The following is a 17,715-nucleotide window of genomic DNA, read 5'->3' as shown; positions in this document are numbered from 1 at the left end:
ATAAAGAAAGATCGTTTTGACTTACTGCCTACTATCGTTGGCCTGACGTAACAGCGTTCGGCTTTCGTTTAAGAAGCGCGCCGCATAATCACCAAACCAGCTCTTCACCTGATTAAAGCTCTCAATAAACTCGCTCTTATCACCGGTTTCAATTAATTTAACCGCCTCGCCAAAACAGTGATAATAGCGCTTAATCAGTGCCAGATTGTCCTGCGACGACATAATAATATCCGCATACAGTTGAGCATCCTGAGCAAATAAGCGACCAATCATGGCCAGTTCCAAACGGTAAATGGGAGAAGACAACGATAATAGCTGCTCCAGATTTACTTTTTCCTGAGACAGGTTTAAGCCATAGGTGAAGGTTGCAAAGTGGCGCAATGCCTGAATAAAGGCCATATTTTTGTCATGTTCTACGGCATCAATGGCATGCAGCTTTGCCCCCCAGACCTGAAGCTGTTCCAGCAACCACTGGTAGCTTTCCGGCTTCCGACCATCGCAGTATGCAATCACCTGCTTTGCCAGACTGCCAACATCAGGTCCAAACATGGGATGCAGGCCTAATACCGGCCCCTGATGCACTTCCAGCATTGCCTGTAGCGGTTGATTTTTTATCGACGCAATATCCACCAGAATGCAATCATCAGGCAGCTTTGGTAAACGCTGGATAATATGTTCGGTAATGTGAATAGGCACACTGACGATCACCATACCGGCACCGGAGAGAATGAGCTCGGCTCTCTCCCAGTCTTGCTGTTCCAGTACCCGAACCTGATAACCGGAAAGTTGAAACAGCTTACTGAACAACTGCCCCATCTTGCCGTTACCACCCACAATCACTATTGGCCCCATCTCCGGCTTTAATGTTTTAAAACCTTTATCGTTTTCACTGGAATAGGATTCACGCATAATCCGGCGCAGTACATCTTCAATCAAATCGGGAGGAACACCTAAATCAGCGGCCTCTTTGCGGCGGGAAGCCAGCATACTGCTCTCACGCTCAGGCACGTAAATAGGTAACCCATGCTGGTTTTTTACTTCACCTACTTCTGCTACCAAATCTAATCGTTTAGCCAGTAGCTTTAGCAGGGCTTTATCAACCTCGTCGATCTGATCGCGCAGTGTTGTTAGTTCCGCCACCATTGTGTGTAGTTCTCCTGGGGTAAGGATGTGGTCTTGTTTTTATAAGCACTCAACTTCAGAGAATATTCCGGCCGTAATAACATGATGCCCATATCATCTATGTGCCCGGCCGGAAGACCATTTGTACTTAGCATTAGAGTGCGTCGGGTCGGGTCTTCCTACAGGTAGTTATGAAACACCTTGCGGGCCAGCGCTTGCGCCAAGTCGCCCCCCACGGAAGCCCCTCCCTCCGATAAACTATTTTAAAACATAAAACTGAATCATCAGACTTCGCCATCAAACAATAATTACGTCGCCCAAAGGCGACGTAATATAGCGGGTTAATATATCAACAAATATCACTACAAATCACGGACAAACTAAGGTTTTCTCTTTGAGTTCCTGATGAACTTTGCGTAGTAAGGTATCGGTCGTTTCCCAATTGATACAGGCATCGGTTACCGAAACTCCGTAGCACATATTGGCTCTTGGTTGTTCCGATGATTGATTACCTTCATTGATGTTACTTTCCAGCATCATGCCAATGATAGAACGGTTACCGGCCTTAATTTGCTCCAGTATGGAGTAAACTACGTCAGCCTGACGGCGGAAATCTTTATTGGAATTACCGTGGCTACAGTCAATCATTAGCGCCGGGTTAAGCCCTGCTTTACGCATCTGCTCTTCACAAGCCTGAACGTGTTCCGCTTCGTAGTTTGGCGTCTTACCACCACGCAGAATAATATGACCGTTTGGGTTGCCCTGAGTCTGTAGCAGACAAACCTGACCAGACTGATTAATCCCCATAAAGCGATGCGGCATAGAAGCGGCTTTCATCGCGTTAATTGCGGTTCCCAGGCTACCGTCGGTACCGTTTTTAAAGCCCACCGGCATTGACAGACCAGAGGCCATTTCGCGGTGGGTTTGTGATTCTGTAGTACGCGCACCAATAGCTGACCAGCTGAACAGATCGCCCAGGTATTGCGGACTATTTGGATCTAATGCTTCGGTTGCCAGAGGTAACCCCATGTCAACCAGCTTCAGCAATAATTGGCGGGCAAGGTGTAGGCCATGCTCCACATCAAATGAGCCGTCCATATGAGGATCGTTAATCAGCCCTTTCCAGCCGACGGTAGTTCTTGGCTTTTCAAAGTAAACCCGCATCACAATGTACAGGCGATCCTGTATTTCATCCGCCAGTTTCTTCAGGCGATGTGCATAGTCGATTGCCGCATCCGGATCGTGAATAGAACAAGGGCCACACACCACTAGCAAACGATCGTCACGGCCGTGTAAAATATCTGCTATTGTCTGACGCGCAGCAGAAATATTGACTTCGTCACTGGTACTCAGTGGGTATCGTGCTTTCAGTTCTTCTGGTGTAATTAAAACCTGCTCTGCACTGATATTGACGTTATTAAGTACATCTTTCTGCATAATCATATTAGTTCCTTAAATCACCGCTCCAGTTAGCGGCAAAAACACCAGATAGTTATAGAAATAGAATAGCACAAACAGAGTGTAAACTTTTAAATCCAATTTTGTAAATATATTTTTACTCTACAAATCTCTCCCTGAAAAACTAAAAAAACCTCTGCTGAAGACTGTCTTCAATGACGAGAATTCGCAGATAACCTCCATCATGTTAAACTAAGAGAAATCAATGGAGGGTTTATGCTTAGAGCAATTATTGTTGACGATGAACAGCCTGCCCGAGAAGAGCTGGCCGAGCTACTTTCAGAAGTAGACGATCTCACCGTCATTGGTGAGTGCAGCAATGCTTTAGAGGCGATTCAGACCATCCATCGTTTACAACCGGATGTGGTTTTTCTGGACATTCAAATGCCCAAAATTAACGGTTTAGAAATGGCTACCATGCTCGATCCGGCCAACATGCCCCACATCGTTTTTGTCACCGCATTTGATGAATATGCGATAAAAGCGTTTGAACAACACGCTTTTGATTATCTGTTAAAACCCGTCGACCTTCAGCGTCTTTGTAAGACCATTGCACGGTTAAAAAACGCCAAATACGTAAATAATAATTTACAGCTAATCACTGATACCACTCTAAAACATATTCCCTGTTACGGGCATAACCGCATATTTTTACTTCGTCTGGAAGAGGTAGAATATTTAAGTTCCGAACTCAGCGGTGTTCACGTTGTAGGGACGACACAAAGTGGCTACACTCAGCTTACGCTGAAAATTTTGGAAGAAAAGACCTCTTTTATCCGCTGCCACCGCCAGTATTTAATCAATCTCGATCAGGTCAGAGAAATTCAGCTGTTAGAGAATGGTTCTGCCGAAGTTATCACCCGTACTGGAAAACATATTCCGGTTAGCCGCCGTTATCTGAAGCCACTAAAAGAACAATTAGGTCTGTCATAGTCCCGGGTAAGGTTTTCAATATGATGTCCAATCCTGATATGATGCGCCGGAATGTTAAGACAAAGGCAATGTGATGAAACATATGATAACGATATTTTGTACCCTGCTGTTTATTAGCGGCTGTTCCGGTTCACCAGACGGTATGCCTGACAGTTCAGATAACAGCGGGCCACCATCTAAATGGTTTGAAATCGGTCACTATGAAGCCATCACAGGTAACGGCGTTAAAGATAATACTGTTTTATCTGAATGGTATGGCGAAGCGGAAATTAACCGCACTGCTTACTTAGAGGGTTTTGCCAAAGGGCAGGATGAGCTGTGTCAGCCAGAAAAAATTGCAGATATAGCTAAAGCCAATAAAGATTTTCCGGCCAGTTGCAACAGCGTCCCTAATGCGGAACAGCTAAAAAACAGTTGGCAACAGTTAATTGAGAGATAAGATTTCCTTCCAGCTCTCGCCAAAATGCAGCTCATCCAACACTATGGTTGGATGAGCTATTTTAAATTAAGCTGACAGAAACAGATTACTCTTCAACCGGAATATAATGGAAATACAGAGGTGAATCGTTATTTACCAGGCAAAAAATAGTTCCTAATTTTTCCTGAGCGCTATTAATTTTAGCCGTCACCTCAGTACTAACAAACTGTTTCCCAACTTTACCGTCGAAACGTTCAACCATAACGCTTGATGGATCAATTTTGGCTTGTTTTAACAAATGCACCATATCCGGATTATCTTTCATTACCTTTTTACCGTAATTCAGACAGCTTTGTTCAACAGACGCGGCCATTGCACCAGCACTGCATGATAACGCGCCGATCATCAAAAAGAGCTTTATCGCTTTCATTTACAACTCCATGTTTTGGTATATTACAGGCGTTACCTGTTTATATTCACGCTATTTGGAACTGACCTGAGGCCCAGTCTGGTTTCAATAAACAAAAACCTCATGCCAGATTCTCATTCATGCCGCTCGAAAATAATGGCACCGTTGAATATTGCATGAGGCAATTAAAAATAATCAATATGATTATTAATTTTAATATAGTTAAATTGATAACTATTTAATTCAATATATCGATAACTCTCTCAATTCATCAGGTTAGAATACCAGGATTTCCTTTTTGAGTTTAATAAAGTGCCTGTGTCTGTTCCGGTTTAATCCTATTTTCAACATAATAACTCTGCTGATGATTGAAAAAACCGTGGTGTTTAACCGTTATCATCAGTTGCCCTTGTAATCATCCCCGATTGACGACCTGAGTTACAATACAGATGCAGCGTATCATCTTTATTGCTTATCTGACTGGCAATCTGTTCTTTCAGCTATCTCAGGAGGATATTTTTAGCCACGCTGGCGCGCAGTTTGGTATGTTGCTGATTCTGGTGTTGTTACCGTCACAGATGCTACCCGGCGGCAGTACGCCACGGGAGAGTAGCCTGAGTTTGTACAGGATATTATGTTACTGGCACCCACTACCCACTTTGTTGAACTGGGTCAGAGGATTCTGTTCCGCGGGGCGGGAATTGATGTGGTTTCGACTTCGTTTTTGGCGCTGTTTGTGATTGTGTGTGTTATTTGCCACTTCGCTGACGCGGTTCAGGAGGACGATTAGTCAGATTGCGCAGCCGGTGCCTGCACAATTTAGTAAAGTTATAACCAATCATCCGGCTCACCAACAATCTCGCCAGCAACATACGACCCCATTTTAAAGCACCCCCTGTTTTTATATCATCAAAAATTACGGTATTCTTGCTGACCATCTCTGGACTTCCCCGGATGTAACAGAAACAAAAAAGCCAGCTATCATAATGATAAAACTGGCTTTTTTAGTCTTTACGGGACTTAATGGAACGTTATAAAACTATTCCCACTCAATCGTCGCCGGTGGTTTACCTGAAATATCATAAACCACACGAGAAATACCATTTACTTCATTGATGATGCGATTAGAAACCCGGCCAAGGAAGTCATACGGTAAATGTGCCCAGTGAGCGGTCATAAAGTCGATAGTTTCTACCGCACGCAGCGAAACAACCCAATCATACTTACGGCCATCACCCATCACACCAACAGAACGAACCGGTAAGAACACGGTGAATGCCTGACTAACTTTATTGTACAAGTCCGCTTTATGCAGCTCTTCAATAAAAATGGCGTCAGCACGACGCAGCAAATCACAATACTCTTTCTTCACTTCACCCAGTACGCGAACCCCTAAACCCGGGCCAGGGAATGGATGGCGGTACAGCATGTCATACGGCAAGCCCAGCTCTAAACCAATCTTACGCACTTCATCTTTAAACAGCTCTTTCAGCGGCTCAACCAGCCCCATCTTCATCTCTTCCGGTAAGCCGCCCACATTGTGGTGAGACTTAATCACGTGCGCTTTACCCGTCGCAGATGCGGCAGACTCAATCACGTCAGGATAGATGGTGCCCTGTGCCAGCCACTTCACGTTAGTTTGCCTGGAGGCTTCTTCGTCGAATACTTCGACAAACACGCGACCAATCACTTTGCGCTTGGCTTCAGGATCGTTAATACCAGCAAGCGCGCTCAGGAAACGCTGCTCTGCGGGTACATGAATAATATTCAGGCCGAAACGGTCGCCAAACATATCCATCACCTGCTCTGCTTCATTCAGACGCAGCAGGCCGTTATCCACAAATACGCAGGTTAAGCGCTTGCCGATGGCACGATGTAACAGCATCGCCGTTACCGATGAGTCAACGCCGCCGGACAGGCCGAGAATCACTTCATCTTCACCCACCTGCTGACGAATACGCTCAATAGCGTCATCAATAATGGATGCCGGAGTCCACAGCGCTTCGCAGCCGCAGATGTCCAACACAAAACGTTTTAACAAGCGTAATCCCTGATTGGTGTGGGTAACCTCAGGGTGGAACTGCAGACCGTAAAAATGTTTTTCTTCGTTTGCCATAATGGCAAAAGGACAGGTATCAGTGCTGGCAACCGCAGTAAAACCGGCAGGGATAGCAGTGACTTTATCCCCATGGCTCATCCACACATCCAACTGTGATTTGCCTTCTGCTGACAGAGAGTCGTGAATATCGCGAACAAATTCGCTGTCATTAATAATATCAACTTTGGCGTAACCAAATTCACGCTCGTCGGAGCCCTGAACCTTACCACCCAGCTGCATTGCCATGGTTTGCATGCCATAGCAAATACCCAGAACAGGCACACCGGCGTTAAAAACGTATTCCGGTGCGCGCGGGCTTCCGGCTTCGGTGGTGCTTTCCGGGCTGCCGGACAAGATAATGCCGGTTGGATTGAATTCACGAATTTGCGCTTCGTTGACGTCCCATGCCCAAAGTTCGCAATAAACGCCGATTTCACGGACGCGGCGGGCAATTAACTGAGTGTACTGAGAACCAAAATCCAGAATCAGAATGCGTTGCTGATGAATGTTTTTTGACATGTATCGCTTTCCAAAAACGGTAATGTGAGGCCTGATAGCAGACCGGACAAGAAGAAATTGCCCGGTATTATAGCGTTGTTGGCAAGAAGAATACGAGAGGTGAATATGGATAACTCACACTCCCGCTTCAATTTATTGGCATTCAGAGGCGATCTGAATTAGCCCATACGGTAGTTTGGTGACTCTTTAGTGATGGTCACATCATGCACATGACTTTCCTGAATACCAGCACCGGTAATACGAACAAACTCCGCTTTGGTACGTAGTTCATCGATAGTGCCACAGCCGGTCAGCCCCATACAGGAACGTAATCCACCCATTTGTTGGTGGATAATCACTTTCAGCAGGCCTTTATAGGCCACACGACCTTCAATACCTTCCGGCACTAATTTGTCTGCCGCATTATCGGTCTGGAAGTAACGGTCTGAAGAACCTTTAGACATCGCACCCAGCGAGCCCATACCGCGATAAGATTTAAAAGAGCGGCCCTGATACAGTTCAATTTCCCCCGGGGACTCTTCAGTACCGGCTAGCATCGAACCGACCATGACGCAGGCAGCACCTGCCGCAATGGCTTTAGCAATATCACCAGAGAAGCGAATACCACCGTCGGCAATCACCGGAATACCCAAGTGACCCACCGCTTCCACCGCATCAGCAATAGCGGTAATTTGCGGTACACCGACGCCGGTAACAATACGAGTAGTACAGATAGAACCTGGGCCAATACCCACTTTCACTGCGTTAACACCGGCCTGAGCCAGCGCCAGTGCACCCGCAGCGGTCGCTACGTTACCGCCAATAATTTGTAAATCAGGATAAGCAGCACGCGTTTCACGAATGCGCTGTAATACCCCTTCAGAATGACCGTGAGAGGAGTCGATCAACAGAACGTCAACACCAGCTTCAACCAGTGCAGCAACACGCTCTTCATTACCGGCACCGGCACCCACGGCGGCACCTACGCGTAAACGGCCCAGTTCGTCTTTACTGGCGTTAGGTTTACGTTCGGCTTTCTGGAAATCTTTCACGGTGATCATACCGCGCAGATGGAATTTATCGTCAACCACCAGTGCTTTTTCTACGCGCTTTTCATGCATTTTTTGGAATACGGTTTCACGATCGGTAGCTTCAGTTTCATTAACCGTTACCAGACGCTCTTTTGGCGTCATCCATGCGCTAACCGGTTGGTTAAGATCGGTGACAAAACGTACATCACGACCGGTGATAATACCTACCAGTTCATTATTTTTTGCCACCACCGGATAACCGGCAAAGCCATTAATCAACGCCAGCTCTTTTACTTCACGAACGGTAGTTTCCGGCGTTACGGTGATTGGATCGCTAACAATACCGCTTTCATGTCTTTTCACCCGACGAACTTCTTCCGCCTGGCGTTCAATTGACATATTTTTGTGAATAAAACCGATACCGCCTTCCTGTGCTAGAGCGATTGCCAGGCTGGCTTCAGTTACGGTATCCATAGCCGCAGAAAGCATAGGAATATTTAAACGAATTGTTGAGGTCAACATCGTTGATAATTCGGCAGTATTGGGTAATACCGTGGAGTGAGCAGGGACGAGCAAAACGTCGTCAAATGTCAGGGCTTCTTTAGCAATACGTAGCATGGGCAATATCTCACCGGGTTAGGGGTTTAGAAACAGATAAAATATTGCCGAGGAAGTATACAGAGATATATACCTCCACACCATACTTTTTTCAAAAAAACTTGATTAGCGCAAATAGCTATGTAGTATCGACTAATTAAGTTGCTGTTATTGAGTTTGATCTTCGTCACATTATGCCGCTACCTTCATCTCCTCCAATCTTTACCGTTAGCCGTTTAAACCAGACGGTTCGCCAGCTATTGGAAATGGAGATGGGCCAGATATGGCTATCCGCAGAGATCTCTAACTTCTCTCAGCCCTCTTCCGGTCACTGGTATTTCACCCTAAAAGACGATAAATCTCAGGTACGCTGTGCTATGTTCCGCACCGCCAACCGCAAAACCACCTTCCAGCCGCAAAATGGTCAGCAGGTTCTGGTACGGGCATCAATAACCCTGTATGAACCTCGCGGTGACTATCAACTGATTGCCGAAAGTATGCAGCCCGCCGGTGATGGTTTATTACAACAGCGATTTGAACAACTTAAACAGCGTTTGTCTGATGAAGGGTTATTCAATCCGGCGCGTAAACGCCCTCTTCCTTCTCCGGCAACCTGCATTGGTATTATTACTTCAGCTTCTGGCGCAGCGCTGCACGATATGTTGCAGATCCTTCAGCGACGTGACCCTTCTCTGCCGGTGATCATCTATCCAACCATGGTTCAGGGGAATGAGGCCACATTACACATTGCGCGAACCATAGAGCTTGCCAATCAGCGCAATGAATGTGACGTATTGATTGTCGGGCGCGGCGGCGGTTCCCTTGAAGATCTCTGGTGCTTTAACGAAGAACTGGTGGCCCGCGCTATTTTTAACAGTCGGATCCCTGTTGTCAGCGCCGTGGGCCATGAAACCGACGTTACCATTGCTGATTTTGTAGCAGATTTGCGAGCCCCTACGCCATCCGCAGCGGCAGAGCTTATCAGTCGCAATCAGCCCGAATTAATACGTCGTTTACAGTCGCAGCAGCAGCGTTTGGAAATGGCAATGGATTATTATCTGACTCATTTGCGTCAGCGTCTTACCCGTCAGGACAGCCGTCTGCAACAGCAGCATCCACAACTAAGATTATCTCGCCAGCAAACGGCGTTATTAAAATTGCAAAATCGGCTGGAAGAAGAAATGCAAACCCGCCTGCGTTTAGCAAGCCGCCAGACAGAACGCTTACAGCAGCGTTTGTTACACACCCAACCGCAGGTTAAAGTTCATCGTTATCAACAACAACTGCAACAGTACCAATATCAATTACAGCAGGCGCTGGAACGGCAACTTAACACCGCCCGTCAGCGCTTTAGCGTTGGTTATTCACAACTGGAAGCGGTAAGCCCATTGGCAACGCTGGCCAGAGGTTATAGCGTAACCACCGCTTCTGATGGAAAAACGCTGAAAAAATCAAAACAGGTGAAAACCGGCGATATATTGAAAACTCGTTTAAGTGATGGCTGGATTGAAAGTCAGGTAAGCGATATTTATGCTGACAACAGTAAACCCTGATTCTGAACTAAACATAACTCCGTTTATCATGATTTTCATACACAAGCTATTTGCCTTAATCGGTAGATAAACTGGCTTCAAATACCACTGGCAACAATATAGTTATATTGTGTTACTATAATTAATATGTCTATTTATGCTGATTAATGAAATATGAATACTTGCCAAAAATTGGCAATTCACAATCAGCATATATGGAGGTATGAAATGAAAAATCTACTTGTTGTTATAGCGCTCGCTATGGCATCGACATCTGCTATTGCAGCTTCAGCACAAAAAACCACCAGCTATAGCTGCGACGATGGTGGCTATACCTTTGAACTGACCCACATAAATTCAAATAAGGTTAAGTTTGTAGACGGAGCTGGCAATACAGCCACATTAAAAGCACAGCCATCAGCTTCCGGTGAACAATATGTAAGCAGCCAATATACCCTTTCATTAAAAGGCGATATGGGTATGCTGGTGTATAAAGATAAAAGCAATAAGAAGTCATATCCTCATAATGACTGTAAATTGCAATATTATTTGAATCATAAAAATGGGCGTTAAAATCGCCCATTTTTATATTGATAGCTATGAAGTTAAAGATCCTGTGAATTCCCAAACACCTTCACCTATTTCTCTTCAACATACTTCAGCGTAATACGCTTCTTTGATATCAATCCATGCCCATGCTGGCAGAAATAATCTACCGCACCGCAGGCCTGCATCTTTTCCAGTGGTTTATTGCAATCAGGGCAGAGAGCAATCTGCTGATAAGCCTTACGGCATCCTTCACAATAGAAAATATTACCCTGTTTCCAGAGCATGGCACGATGACAGTGGGGACAGAGTACATCCATTATGGTTCCTCGCTAAACCAGTCCGCTCCCTCTTAACAAGAATAAACCAAGAGCGGTGGTGAAAAATGATGTCAGAGTGGTCAGCGCAATAATGTTGGCTGCTAAGGTCGGGTTTCCCCCCATCGCCCGCACCATAACATAACTGGCCGCGGCCGTCGGGGTGGCCGACAGTAAAAATATAACGCCTAACGGCGCACCGCGGAAGCCGTATAACCATCCACCTAAGAACAGCAATAATGGAACCACGAGAACTCGGGCAATACAGGAGAGTATGGCAACATTCGATGAACGAAACATCGCGCGAAAATCCAGGCTGGCACCGGTACACAACAATGCCAGCGGTAGCGCTATACCAGAGATATAATTCCCGGTCTTGGTTAATGCTTCAGGTATATGAATAGAAAAAGCAGAAAACGGTAATGCTAACAGAATACCAATAATCAACGGGTTAGTGACTACTCCGCGAATAATGCTGGCAAAACCGGGCCTGCCATTAGAGCCGGTTGATAAACTGCGGGCAAGCGTAATGACAGACAAAACGTTATACAGAATCACCGTCACGACAATATAGAACGATGCAACAGAAACGCCCTCGCTACCAAATGCCATTGAAGCATATGCAACACCTAATATTGCAGCATTTCCGCGAAAACCGCCCTGAACAAAGATCCCTCTTTCTCTGCGATCTTTAACCAAATAAGGCGCCACCAGTTCCAACAATAAAAAACTGCCAAGTGTTCCAATGGCTGCGTGCATCATCATTGGTAAATGATTTTGAAAATCGTCATGATTTCCTGCAATACTAAAAAACAGCAGGCAAGGTAGTGCGACATTAAATACCACTCTGCTGGCAGTATCGCAGAAGCGGTCGTCAATCAAACGAAGATGCCGTAAGAAAATGCCAAGTAGCATCATTAATAAAGTAGGAACCGTTACGCTAAAAGCGAAACTCCATGTTTCCCATGACATCATTTCTGTTTATTCCTTTAAACAGCTCATTAGAGCCAGAAAAGATTTATATAATATTATTATTCTATCGGACTAAGACTAAGATCTTACCATTCTATTCTTCAAAATAAATAAGTAAACTCCACCCTTTTAAAAGGTGCTTTAATATAAGGTATCATAAAGTATTATTGTCATAATAATTATAACAAATGAAAATATTTTCAGGCTATTTTAATTAGTTTATCGCAATGAATAAATTCATCTGCGATAAATGGTAACTGTTGAGTATAATAATTATTCGGACGTTAGTGTTTACGGGCTTACTCTCCTCCTCAGCCCTGCGTGATACAACACTTCAAATATGAAACCTAACGATAAAACTGATGATAAGGAATATCTTTCTATGGAGAAACGTACTCCCAATAGCCGTACTTTGCCGGGCAACGGCCACAGGAAGCATGCCTGATGAATGAGCCTTTATTGCTACTGACTATTATCCTGTTTGTTGCGGCGGTTACCGTTACGTTGTCGAAAAAGATCGGATTGGGTTCCATTCTTGGCTTACTGATCACCGGTGTCATTATCGGACCCCATACGCCGGGCCAAGTGATCCATAAAGAATATGTTGATAATATTCTTCATGTTTCCGAATTTGGTATCGTCCTGCTGCTGTTTATTATCGGCCTGGAAATGCAACCTAAACGCCTTTGGTCAATGAGAAGGGTCGTTTTTGGCCTGGGTTCGCTGCAAATTTTACTTTCTGGCGCCGCTATCGGTACCTATTTCTATTTGCTTGGCAATTCAGTTAATGCGGCCATCATTATTGGCTTAACGCTGGCGCTCTCTTCCACCGCCTTTGTAATTCAAATTTTGCAGGAATATAACGAATTCTCCAGCGAACACGGGCGTATTGGTTTTGCTATTCTGCTGATGCAGGATTTAGCTATCGTTCCGCTGTTGGCGCTGGTTCCATTGCTATCCGATAAAATTGCGGTACTGCCAGATGATTCACCTATGTGGATGCAGACCATTTCTGTTATTGGTGCTCTGCTGCTGGTGATTATTTTTGGTCGCTATGTGGTGCCATGGTTACTTAACCGAATGGCAAACAAAGGCTATCGTGAAAGCTTCTCGCTGTTTGTGATGTTTGCCGTAGTGCTGGCAGCTTATGTGATGGAACACTTTGGTTTATCCATGGCGCTGGGTGCATTCATTATGGGTATGATGCTGTCTACCTCTAAGTATGGTTTCCAGATTCACGCCAGCGTTGAATCCGCCAAAAGCCTGCTGATGAGCATTTTCTTTATTTCAGTTGGTATGTCCATCGATTTCGTCACGCTGACGCAGACTCCGGTGCTGTTTGTCAGTAATGTTGCAGTTATCCTACTGATTAAAATTATTATTCTGTTTTTACTGTCGCTGCTGTTTGGTACCTCAAAAGAGGCGGCAACTAAAGTTGCTTTCCTGCTCTGTCAGGGCGGTGAGTTCGGCTTTGTATTATTCGGCGTCGCTAAAGCCTTCGGCGTGATTGACGATACAACCTTTATCATGGGTATCGGTGTTATCTCGGTCAGCATGGCATTTACTCCAAGCCTGTATGCCTTCGGCTGTCGCCTGACCAGAAGAGGTGTACTGTCTGAAATTGATCAAACGTTAACCCCTGACGAAACGGCCAATAATGCGCGAGTCGTGGTAGCTGGTTACGGTGATACCGGTTATGTATTAGCGCAAATGCTACAGGATTCTTCAATTCCTCATATTGTGATCGAAAAGAATCCTGAAGTGGTGAGGAAAGCTCAGAAAGCCGGTATTCCAGCCTATTTTGGTGACATCACCGACCCAAAACTGCTTAACGTGATTGGCGTGGAGCAGGCACAGATGGTGATTGTCTCTATCGACCATAACGCCAGTGCGTTAAAAGCAGTCTCAACACTGCGTTCACTTTATCCAATGCTAAAAATACTGGCCCGGGTACTGGACAAAGATCTGAAAGACCAATTACAGGAAGCTGGTGCCAATTGGGTGGTGATTGAAACCCTGGAAAGCAGTCTGCACATTGGAGCCGAAGCGCTGAAAGTTCTGGGTGTCGCCGATGATGAGGTTTCTGAACTGGTCGATTCTCTGCGTAAAGATGAGATGATGACAATAGTAGAAGAGCCGGAAACTGATGATGCAAAAGCTGAATCGAATACCGACAGTGATCCTATCGTGACCAATACAGATTTTGAGCCTACTTCGGATGATAACAATACTCTGGCGGCCGGAAGCAAATTAATCATAAACCATCGTTTATAGAGTACGATGAATAACAAAGGGGGCGCATATGCGCCCCCTTTGCTTTCTCTAAAGCTTACTTACCGCGGCTCTTAATATGTTGCATCAACCGGCGACGTTTGCGCTGTTGGGTTGGCGTCAGCTTATTCCGGCGGCCTGCAAATGGGTTATCACCCTCTTTAAACTGAATGCGAATTGGTGTGCCCATCACTTCCAGTGAACGACGGAAATAGTTCATCAGATAACGTTTGTAGGAATCCGGCAGGTCTTTTACCTGATTACCATGGATCACAACAATCGGCGGGTTATAACCTCCCGCATGCGCATATTTTAGCTTCACGCGACGACCACTCACTAACGGCGGCTGATGATCGTCCTGCGCCATTTGCATAATGCGCGTCAGTAAAGAGGTACTCACTCTGCGGGTTGCACAACGATAAGCTTCCTGTACTGACTCAAACAGGTTACCCACTCCGCTACCGTGCAAAGCAGAGATAAAGTGAACGCGGGCAAAATCAACAAAACCTAAGCGCAGGTCCAACGTCTCTTTCACCTGTTCTTTTATTTCCTGCGATAAACCATCCCATTTGTTTACCGCAATAACCAGCGAGCGCCCACTATTAATAATGAACCCCAGTAGGGAAAGATCCTGATCGGAGATACCTTCACGGGCATCGATCACCAGCAACACAACGTTGGCGTCTTCAATGGCTTGTAAAGTTTTAATCACGGAGAATTTTTCTACAGTTTCCGTAACTTTCGCCCGCTTCCGCACCCCGGCGGTATCAATCAGGATATATTCCCGTTCATCACGGATCATTGGAATATAGATACTGTCGCGGGTTGTTCCCGGCATATCGTATACCACCACCCGTTCTTCACCCAGAATACGGTTAGTTAGCGTTGACTTACCCACATTAGGACGGCCAACAATGGCCAGTTTGATTGGTAAGTTTTCCAGATAAGAGGAGTCTTCTTCTTCATCTTCCGGGGCGTTTTCATCAAACTCTTCATCCCAGATATCGGTGTCAATATCGGTAAATTCGTCGTCCTGATTTTCTGATTCAGCAGACTCATCGTCTTCAACCACCGGACCCAGCACTTGCTCAATTAAAGAGGTGACGCCACGTCCGTGGGAAGCAGCAATTGGGTAGACTTCGCCTAATCCCAGCGCATAAAAATCGCCTACGGCACTATCCGGATCCAGACCATCGGTCTTATTTGCCACCAGGAAAGTCGCTTTCTCGCGCATCCGCAAGTGTTGAGCAATTCCCTGATCTGCTGGCATCAGCCCGGCGCGGGCATCCACCATAAACAGAACAACATCGGCTTCTTCAATCGCCAGTAACGACTGACCCGCCATATGGGTTTCAACGCCGTCTTCAGTTCCATCAATACCACCGGTATCGATAACAATAAATTCATGACCGGCGGATTCGGCTTTGCCGTATTTTCGGTCGCGGGTTAACCCCGGGAAATCAGCAACCAATGCATCACGAGTACGCGTTAAGCGGTTAAATAGCGTGGACTTACCCACGTTGGGACGCCCGACCAGCGCGATAACAGGGATCATTATTAAAGCCTCTTTCTTTGTAACTCTATGATTTTAAGATGGTTAGTTAAAAAACATCACCAGCTTTATAGAAGACGAAACGGCCCCTGGTGTCAGGAGCCGTTTTTCAACAGACATAATTAAACCACATCATGCCTTTGGATAACGATTAACTCAGCGGCTATAGGAGTAGACGCTACCGCCACGAGCCTGAATCACCAGTCGATCGCCAGCCACGATCGGCGAGGACAAGAACCCATCACTATCAACTTTATTTTGTGCAACAAACTGACCGGTTGAGCTATCCATCCAGTGCAGATAACCTTCCGAGTCACCAACAACAACATAACCATTAAACAGCACTGGTGCTGTCAGTTGGCGATGCAGCAGATCGTTTTGTGTCCACAGAATGGTGCCACCGTTCAGCGTCAGAGCGACCACTTTATCATCCTGATCCACCAGGAAAACGCGACCGCTGTCGATGAAGAAATCATTGACTGAACCCATGTCACGCTTCCAGATAATCTGGCCGGTACGCAGGTCCATAGCGGTAAAGCTACCGTTGTAACCCTGAACATAAACCACGTTATCCAGAATGACTGGCGTACTATCTACGTCAGCTAAACGGTCAATTTCAGTTACACCGCTTGGCTGAGAAATACGCTGTTGCCAGATTAGCTGGCCCTGATCTAACAGTACCGCATTGACACGACCATTATCACCACCAACAACCGCTGCACCATGTGCAACCGCTGGCGCTGATTCACCGCGCAGAGAAAGCAACGGCATACCCAGGTTGGCGCTCCACTTAATGGTACCATCCGCTTCGCTTAACGCCTGCAGCATACCGTTAGTGGTATGAACCAGCACTAAGCCATTGCTAACCACCGGACGAGATAACATTTCACCAGCAACCAGCGTTTTCCATGCCAGTGTGCCATCGGCACTGTTGAGGGCATACACGACCGCATTTTCACTACCCACATAAACATGTGCACCGGCTGCCGTTACCCCACCGGACAACATAGGCGATTTAGCAGAAGAAAAGAACCCTGCGCTTTCAGTCACGTCAGTTTTCCAAATTTGGCTGCCGCTATCGGCATCCATCGCTTTAACCTGACCATTGCGTGCTGCCGCATAAATACGACCATCCTGCCATGATGGACGCAGGTGAGAATAGTATTCACCAACACCGTTACCCACCGAAGTACTCCACTTTTTATTCGGCGAGAACTGGTTATTAACCTGTGGCAGTGGTGACATTTTTACAGCATCATCATCGCCGCCAAACAGCGAACAACCACTTAACATAGTGACAGACAGCAAGCCTACGCAAAAAATTCTACGTAATTTCATTCAAATCCCCTTAGGCGGCCAGATTATTCAGTTTAATGCGTAGTAACTCTTTCAGTACCGGTGATGGATTATCTTCAAAAGCCTGCGTATATGCATCACGCGCACCTTTTACATCACCTTTAGCTACTAATACATCACCACGAATTGCCTGAGCCTGTGCAAACCAACCACCTTTTTGTACGGCATCCAGCGTTTTCAGCGCATCGTCAAACTGCTTCTCTTGCAGTTGAATACGCGCCAAACGCAGATTGATGGTTGGCAATAGATTATCGTCCTTGGTATGAGTCTGCGCCCACAGCAGCTGTTGCTTAGCTTTGGCAAAATCACCCTTTTCAACCAGATCCTGAGCCAGTTTCAGCGCACCAAAAACACCATAAGTGTTGTCATTGGCCTGAATAAATGTCTCCAAACCGGCAGTATTCTCGCTTTGCAACATAGCATTATCAAAGGAGACCGAAGCAGTCGTTAAGCTGGCATGCTGATGTGACTGCCAATAACGCCAGCCAAACAAACCACCAATACCTAAAACGACACCCACCACGATGGCTTTACCGTTTTCACGGAAAAAATTACGCACCGCATCCAACTGCTCGTCTTCATTGTTATAGATTTCCACGGTGTCC

15 protein-coding genes and 1 pseudogene are annotated in these 17,715 nt (G+C 45.9%); 6 read left to right on the top strand and 10 right to left on the bottom strand.

Annotated features, from left to right (window positions below):
- Positions 1 to 21 precede the first annotated feature (21 nt).
- Together tyrA and LPW36_RS01335 are read right to left on the bottom strand one after the other, a co-directional pair.
- Positions 22 to 1,143, bottom strand: a complete 1,122-nt coding sequence (gene tyrA / locus LPW36_RS01340; RefSeq protein ID WP_230607712.1) for a bifunctional chorismate mutase/prephenate dehydrogenase — start codon at positions 1,141 to 1,143, stop codon at positions 22 to 24.
- A 348-nt stretch (positions 1,144 to 1,491) separates the two neighbouring features.
- Positions 1,492 to 2,559 carry a 3-deoxy-7-phosphoheptulonate synthase gene (locus LPW36_RS01335; protein ID WP_230607867.1) on the bottom strand — a complete coding sequence of 356 codons (1,068 nt, stop codon included), beginning with the start codon at positions 2,557 to 2,559 and terminating at the stop codon, positions 1,492 to 1,494.
- Positions 2,560 to 2,796: 237 nt separating this feature from the next.
- On the opposite strand from LPW36_RS01335, the gene btsR reads away from it, so the two are divergent.
- Positions 2,797 to 3,513, top strand: coding sequence for a two-component system response regulator BtsR (btsR, locus tag LPW36_RS01330; protein WP_230607711.1), 717 nt, complete (start codon positions 2,797 to 2,799; stop codon positions 3,511 to 3,513).
- 73 nt (positions 3,514 to 3,586) lie between these two features.
- Positions 3,587 to 3,952 carry a DUF2799 domain-containing protein gene (locus LPW36_RS01325; RefSeq protein WP_230607710.1) on the top strand — a complete coding sequence of 122 codons (366 nt, stop codon included), beginning with the start codon at positions 3,587 to 3,589 and terminating at the stop codon, positions 3,950 to 3,952.
- A gap of 85 nt (positions 3,953 to 4,037) precedes the next feature.
- Here the strand turns inward: LPW36_RS01325 and LPW36_RS01320 are convergent, their stop codons facing one another.
- Entirely contained in the window at positions 4,038 to 4,361 is a 324-nt protein-coding gene (locus LPW36_RS01320) for a hypothetical protein (RefSeq protein ID WP_230607709.1), read from the bottom strand.
- Between the two features lie 515 nt (positions 4,362 to 4,876).
- Between LPW36_RS01320 and LPW36_RS01315 the strand changes: the two are divergent.
- Positions 4,877 to 5,140 (top strand): annotated as a pseudogene (locus LPW36_RS01315) (ABC transporter permease); the annotation flags it as partial.
- 239 nt (positions 5,141 to 5,379) lie between these two features.
- On the opposite strand, the gene guaA reads toward LPW36_RS01315, so the two are convergent.
- Positions 5,380 to 6,957 (bottom strand): glutamine-hydrolyzing GMP synthase, encoded by a 1,578-nt coding sequence (gene guaA / locus LPW36_RS01310; protein WP_230607708.1) that lies wholly within the window; start codon positions 6,955 to 6,957, stop codon positions 5,380 to 5,382.
- Between the two features lie 158 nt (positions 6,958 to 7,115).
- A complete protein-coding gene (gene guaB, locus LPW36_RS01305; RefSeq protein ID WP_230607707.1) occupies positions 7,116 to 8,585 on the bottom strand; it encodes an IMP dehydrogenase in 1,470 nt (489 codons plus the stop codon).
- Positions 8,586 to 8,758: 173 nt separating this feature from the next.
- Between guaB and xseA the strand changes: the two genes are divergently transcribed.
- On the top strand, positions 8,759 to 10,117 hold the full coding sequence (gene xseA / locus LPW36_RS01300) for an exodeoxyribonuclease VII large subunit (protein WP_230607706.1): 1,359 nt from the start codon (positions 8,759 to 8,761) through the stop codon (positions 10,115 to 10,117).
- Between the two features lie 207 nt (positions 10,118 to 10,324).
- Positions 10,325 to 10,669: an MliC family protein gene (locus LPW36_RS01295; protein WP_230607705.1), complete on the top strand. Its 345-nt coding sequence runs from the start codon at positions 10,325 to 10,327 to the stop codon at positions 10,667 to 10,669.
- 65 nt (positions 10,670 to 10,734) lie between these two features.
- Here LPW36_RS01295 and LPW36_RS01290 read toward each other — a convergent pair whose 3' ends face one another.
- Positions 10,735 to 10,962: a zinc ribbon domain-containing protein gene (locus LPW36_RS01290; protein WP_230607704.1), complete on the bottom strand. Its 228-nt coding sequence runs from the start codon at positions 10,960 to 10,962 to the stop codon at positions 10,735 to 10,737.
- A gap of 12 nt (positions 10,963 to 10,974) precedes the next feature.
- Positions 10,975 to 11,931, bottom strand: a complete 957-nt coding sequence (locus tag LPW36_RS01285; RefSeq protein ID WP_230607866.1) for an AEC family transporter — start codon at positions 11,929 to 11,931, stop codon at positions 10,975 to 10,977.
- Between the two features lie 444 nt (positions 11,932 to 12,375).
- Between LPW36_RS01285 and LPW36_RS01280 the strand changes: the two genes are divergently transcribed.
- Positions 12,376 to 14,205: a monovalent cation:proton antiporter-2 (CPA2) family protein gene (locus LPW36_RS01280; RefSeq protein ID WP_230607703.1), complete on the top strand. Its 1,830-nt coding sequence runs from the start codon at positions 12,376 to 12,378 to the stop codon at positions 14,203 to 14,205.
- A 55-nt stretch (positions 14,206 to 14,260) separates the two neighbouring features.
- On the opposite strand, the gene der is transcribed toward LPW36_RS01280, so the two are convergent.
- From der to LPW36_RS01265, 3 genes are all read right to left on the bottom strand, one after another.
- Complete coding sequence (der, locus tag LPW36_RS01275) at positions 14,261 to 15,757, bottom strand: ribosome biogenesis GTPase Der (protein ID WP_230607702.1); 1,497 nt, start codon at positions 15,755 to 15,757, stop codon at positions 14,261 to 14,263.
- Positions 15,758 to 15,910: 153 nt separating this feature from the next.
- Positions 15,911 to 17,092, bottom strand: a complete 1,182-nt coding sequence (gene bamB / locus LPW36_RS01270) for an outer membrane protein assembly factor BamB (RefSeq protein WP_230607701.1) — start codon at positions 17,090 to 17,092, stop codon at positions 15,911 to 15,913.
- 10 nt (positions 17,093 to 17,102) lie between these two features.
- Entirely contained in the window at positions 17,103 to 17,708 is a 606-nt protein-coding gene (locus LPW36_RS01265; RefSeq protein WP_230607700.1) for a YfgM family protein, read from the bottom strand.
- Positions 17,709 to 17,715 lie beyond the last annotated feature (7 nt).

This window comes from Limnobaculum eriocheiris, assembly GCF_021010575.1.
Classification (GTDB): domain Bacteria; phylum Pseudomonadota; class Gammaproteobacteria; order Enterobacterales; family Enterobacteriaceae; genus Limnobaculum; species Limnobaculum eriocheiris.
This window is presented reverse-complemented; position numbering and strand designations above follow the sequence as displayed.

Bases quoted from the DNA above. Each gene is read 5' to 3' on its own strand.
- tyrA (WP_230607712.1), bottom strand. From the start codon at position 1,143: ATGGTGGCGGAACTAACAACACTGCGCGATCAGATCGACGAGGTTGAT.
- LPW36_RS01335 (WP_230607867.1), bottom strand. From the start codon at position 2,559: ATGCAGAAAGATGTACTTAATAACGTCAATATCAGTGCAGAGCAGGTT.
- btsR (WP_230607711.1), top strand. From the start codon at position 2,797: ATGCTTAGAGCAATTATTGTTGACGATGAACAGCCTGCCCGAGAAGAG.
- LPW36_RS01325 (WP_230607710.1), top strand. From the start codon at position 3,587: ATGAAACATATGATAACGATATTTTGTACCCTGCTGTTTATTAGCGGC.
- LPW36_RS01320 (WP_230607709.1), bottom strand. From the start codon at position 4,361: ATGAAAGCGATAAAGCTCTTTTTGATGATCGGCGCGTTATCATGCAGT.
- guaA (WP_230607708.1), bottom strand. From the start codon at position 6,957: ATGTCAAAAAACATTCATCAGCAACGCATTCTGATTCTGGATTTTGGT.
- guaB (WP_230607707.1), bottom strand. From the start codon at position 8,585: ATGCTACGTATTGCTAAAGAAGCCCTGACATTTGACGACGTTTTGCTC.
- xseA (WP_230607706.1), top strand. From the start codon at position 8,759: ATGCCGCTACCTTCATCTCCTCCAATCTTTACCGTTAGCCGTTTAAAC.
- LPW36_RS01295 (WP_230607705.1), top strand. From the start codon at position 10,325: ATGAAAAATCTACTTGTTGTTATAGCGCTCGCTATGGCATCGACATCT.
- LPW36_RS01290 (WP_230607704.1), bottom strand. From the start codon at position 10,962: ATGGATGTACTCTGTCCCCACTGTCATCGTGCCATGCTCTGGAAACAG.
- LPW36_RS01285 (WP_230607866.1), bottom strand. From the start codon at position 11,931: ATGTCATGGGAAACATGGAGTTTCGCTTTTAGCGTAACGGTTCCTACT.
- LPW36_RS01280 (WP_230607703.1), top strand. From the start codon at position 12,376: ATGAATGAGCCTTTATTGCTACTGACTATTATCCTGTTTGTTGCGGCG.
- der (WP_230607702.1), bottom strand. From the start codon at position 15,757: ATGATCCCTGTTATCGCGCTGGTCGGGCGTCCCAACGTGGGTAAGTCC.
- bamB (WP_230607701.1), bottom strand. From the start codon at position 17,092: ATGAAATTACGTAGAATTTTTTGCGTAGGCTTGCTGTCTGTCACTATG.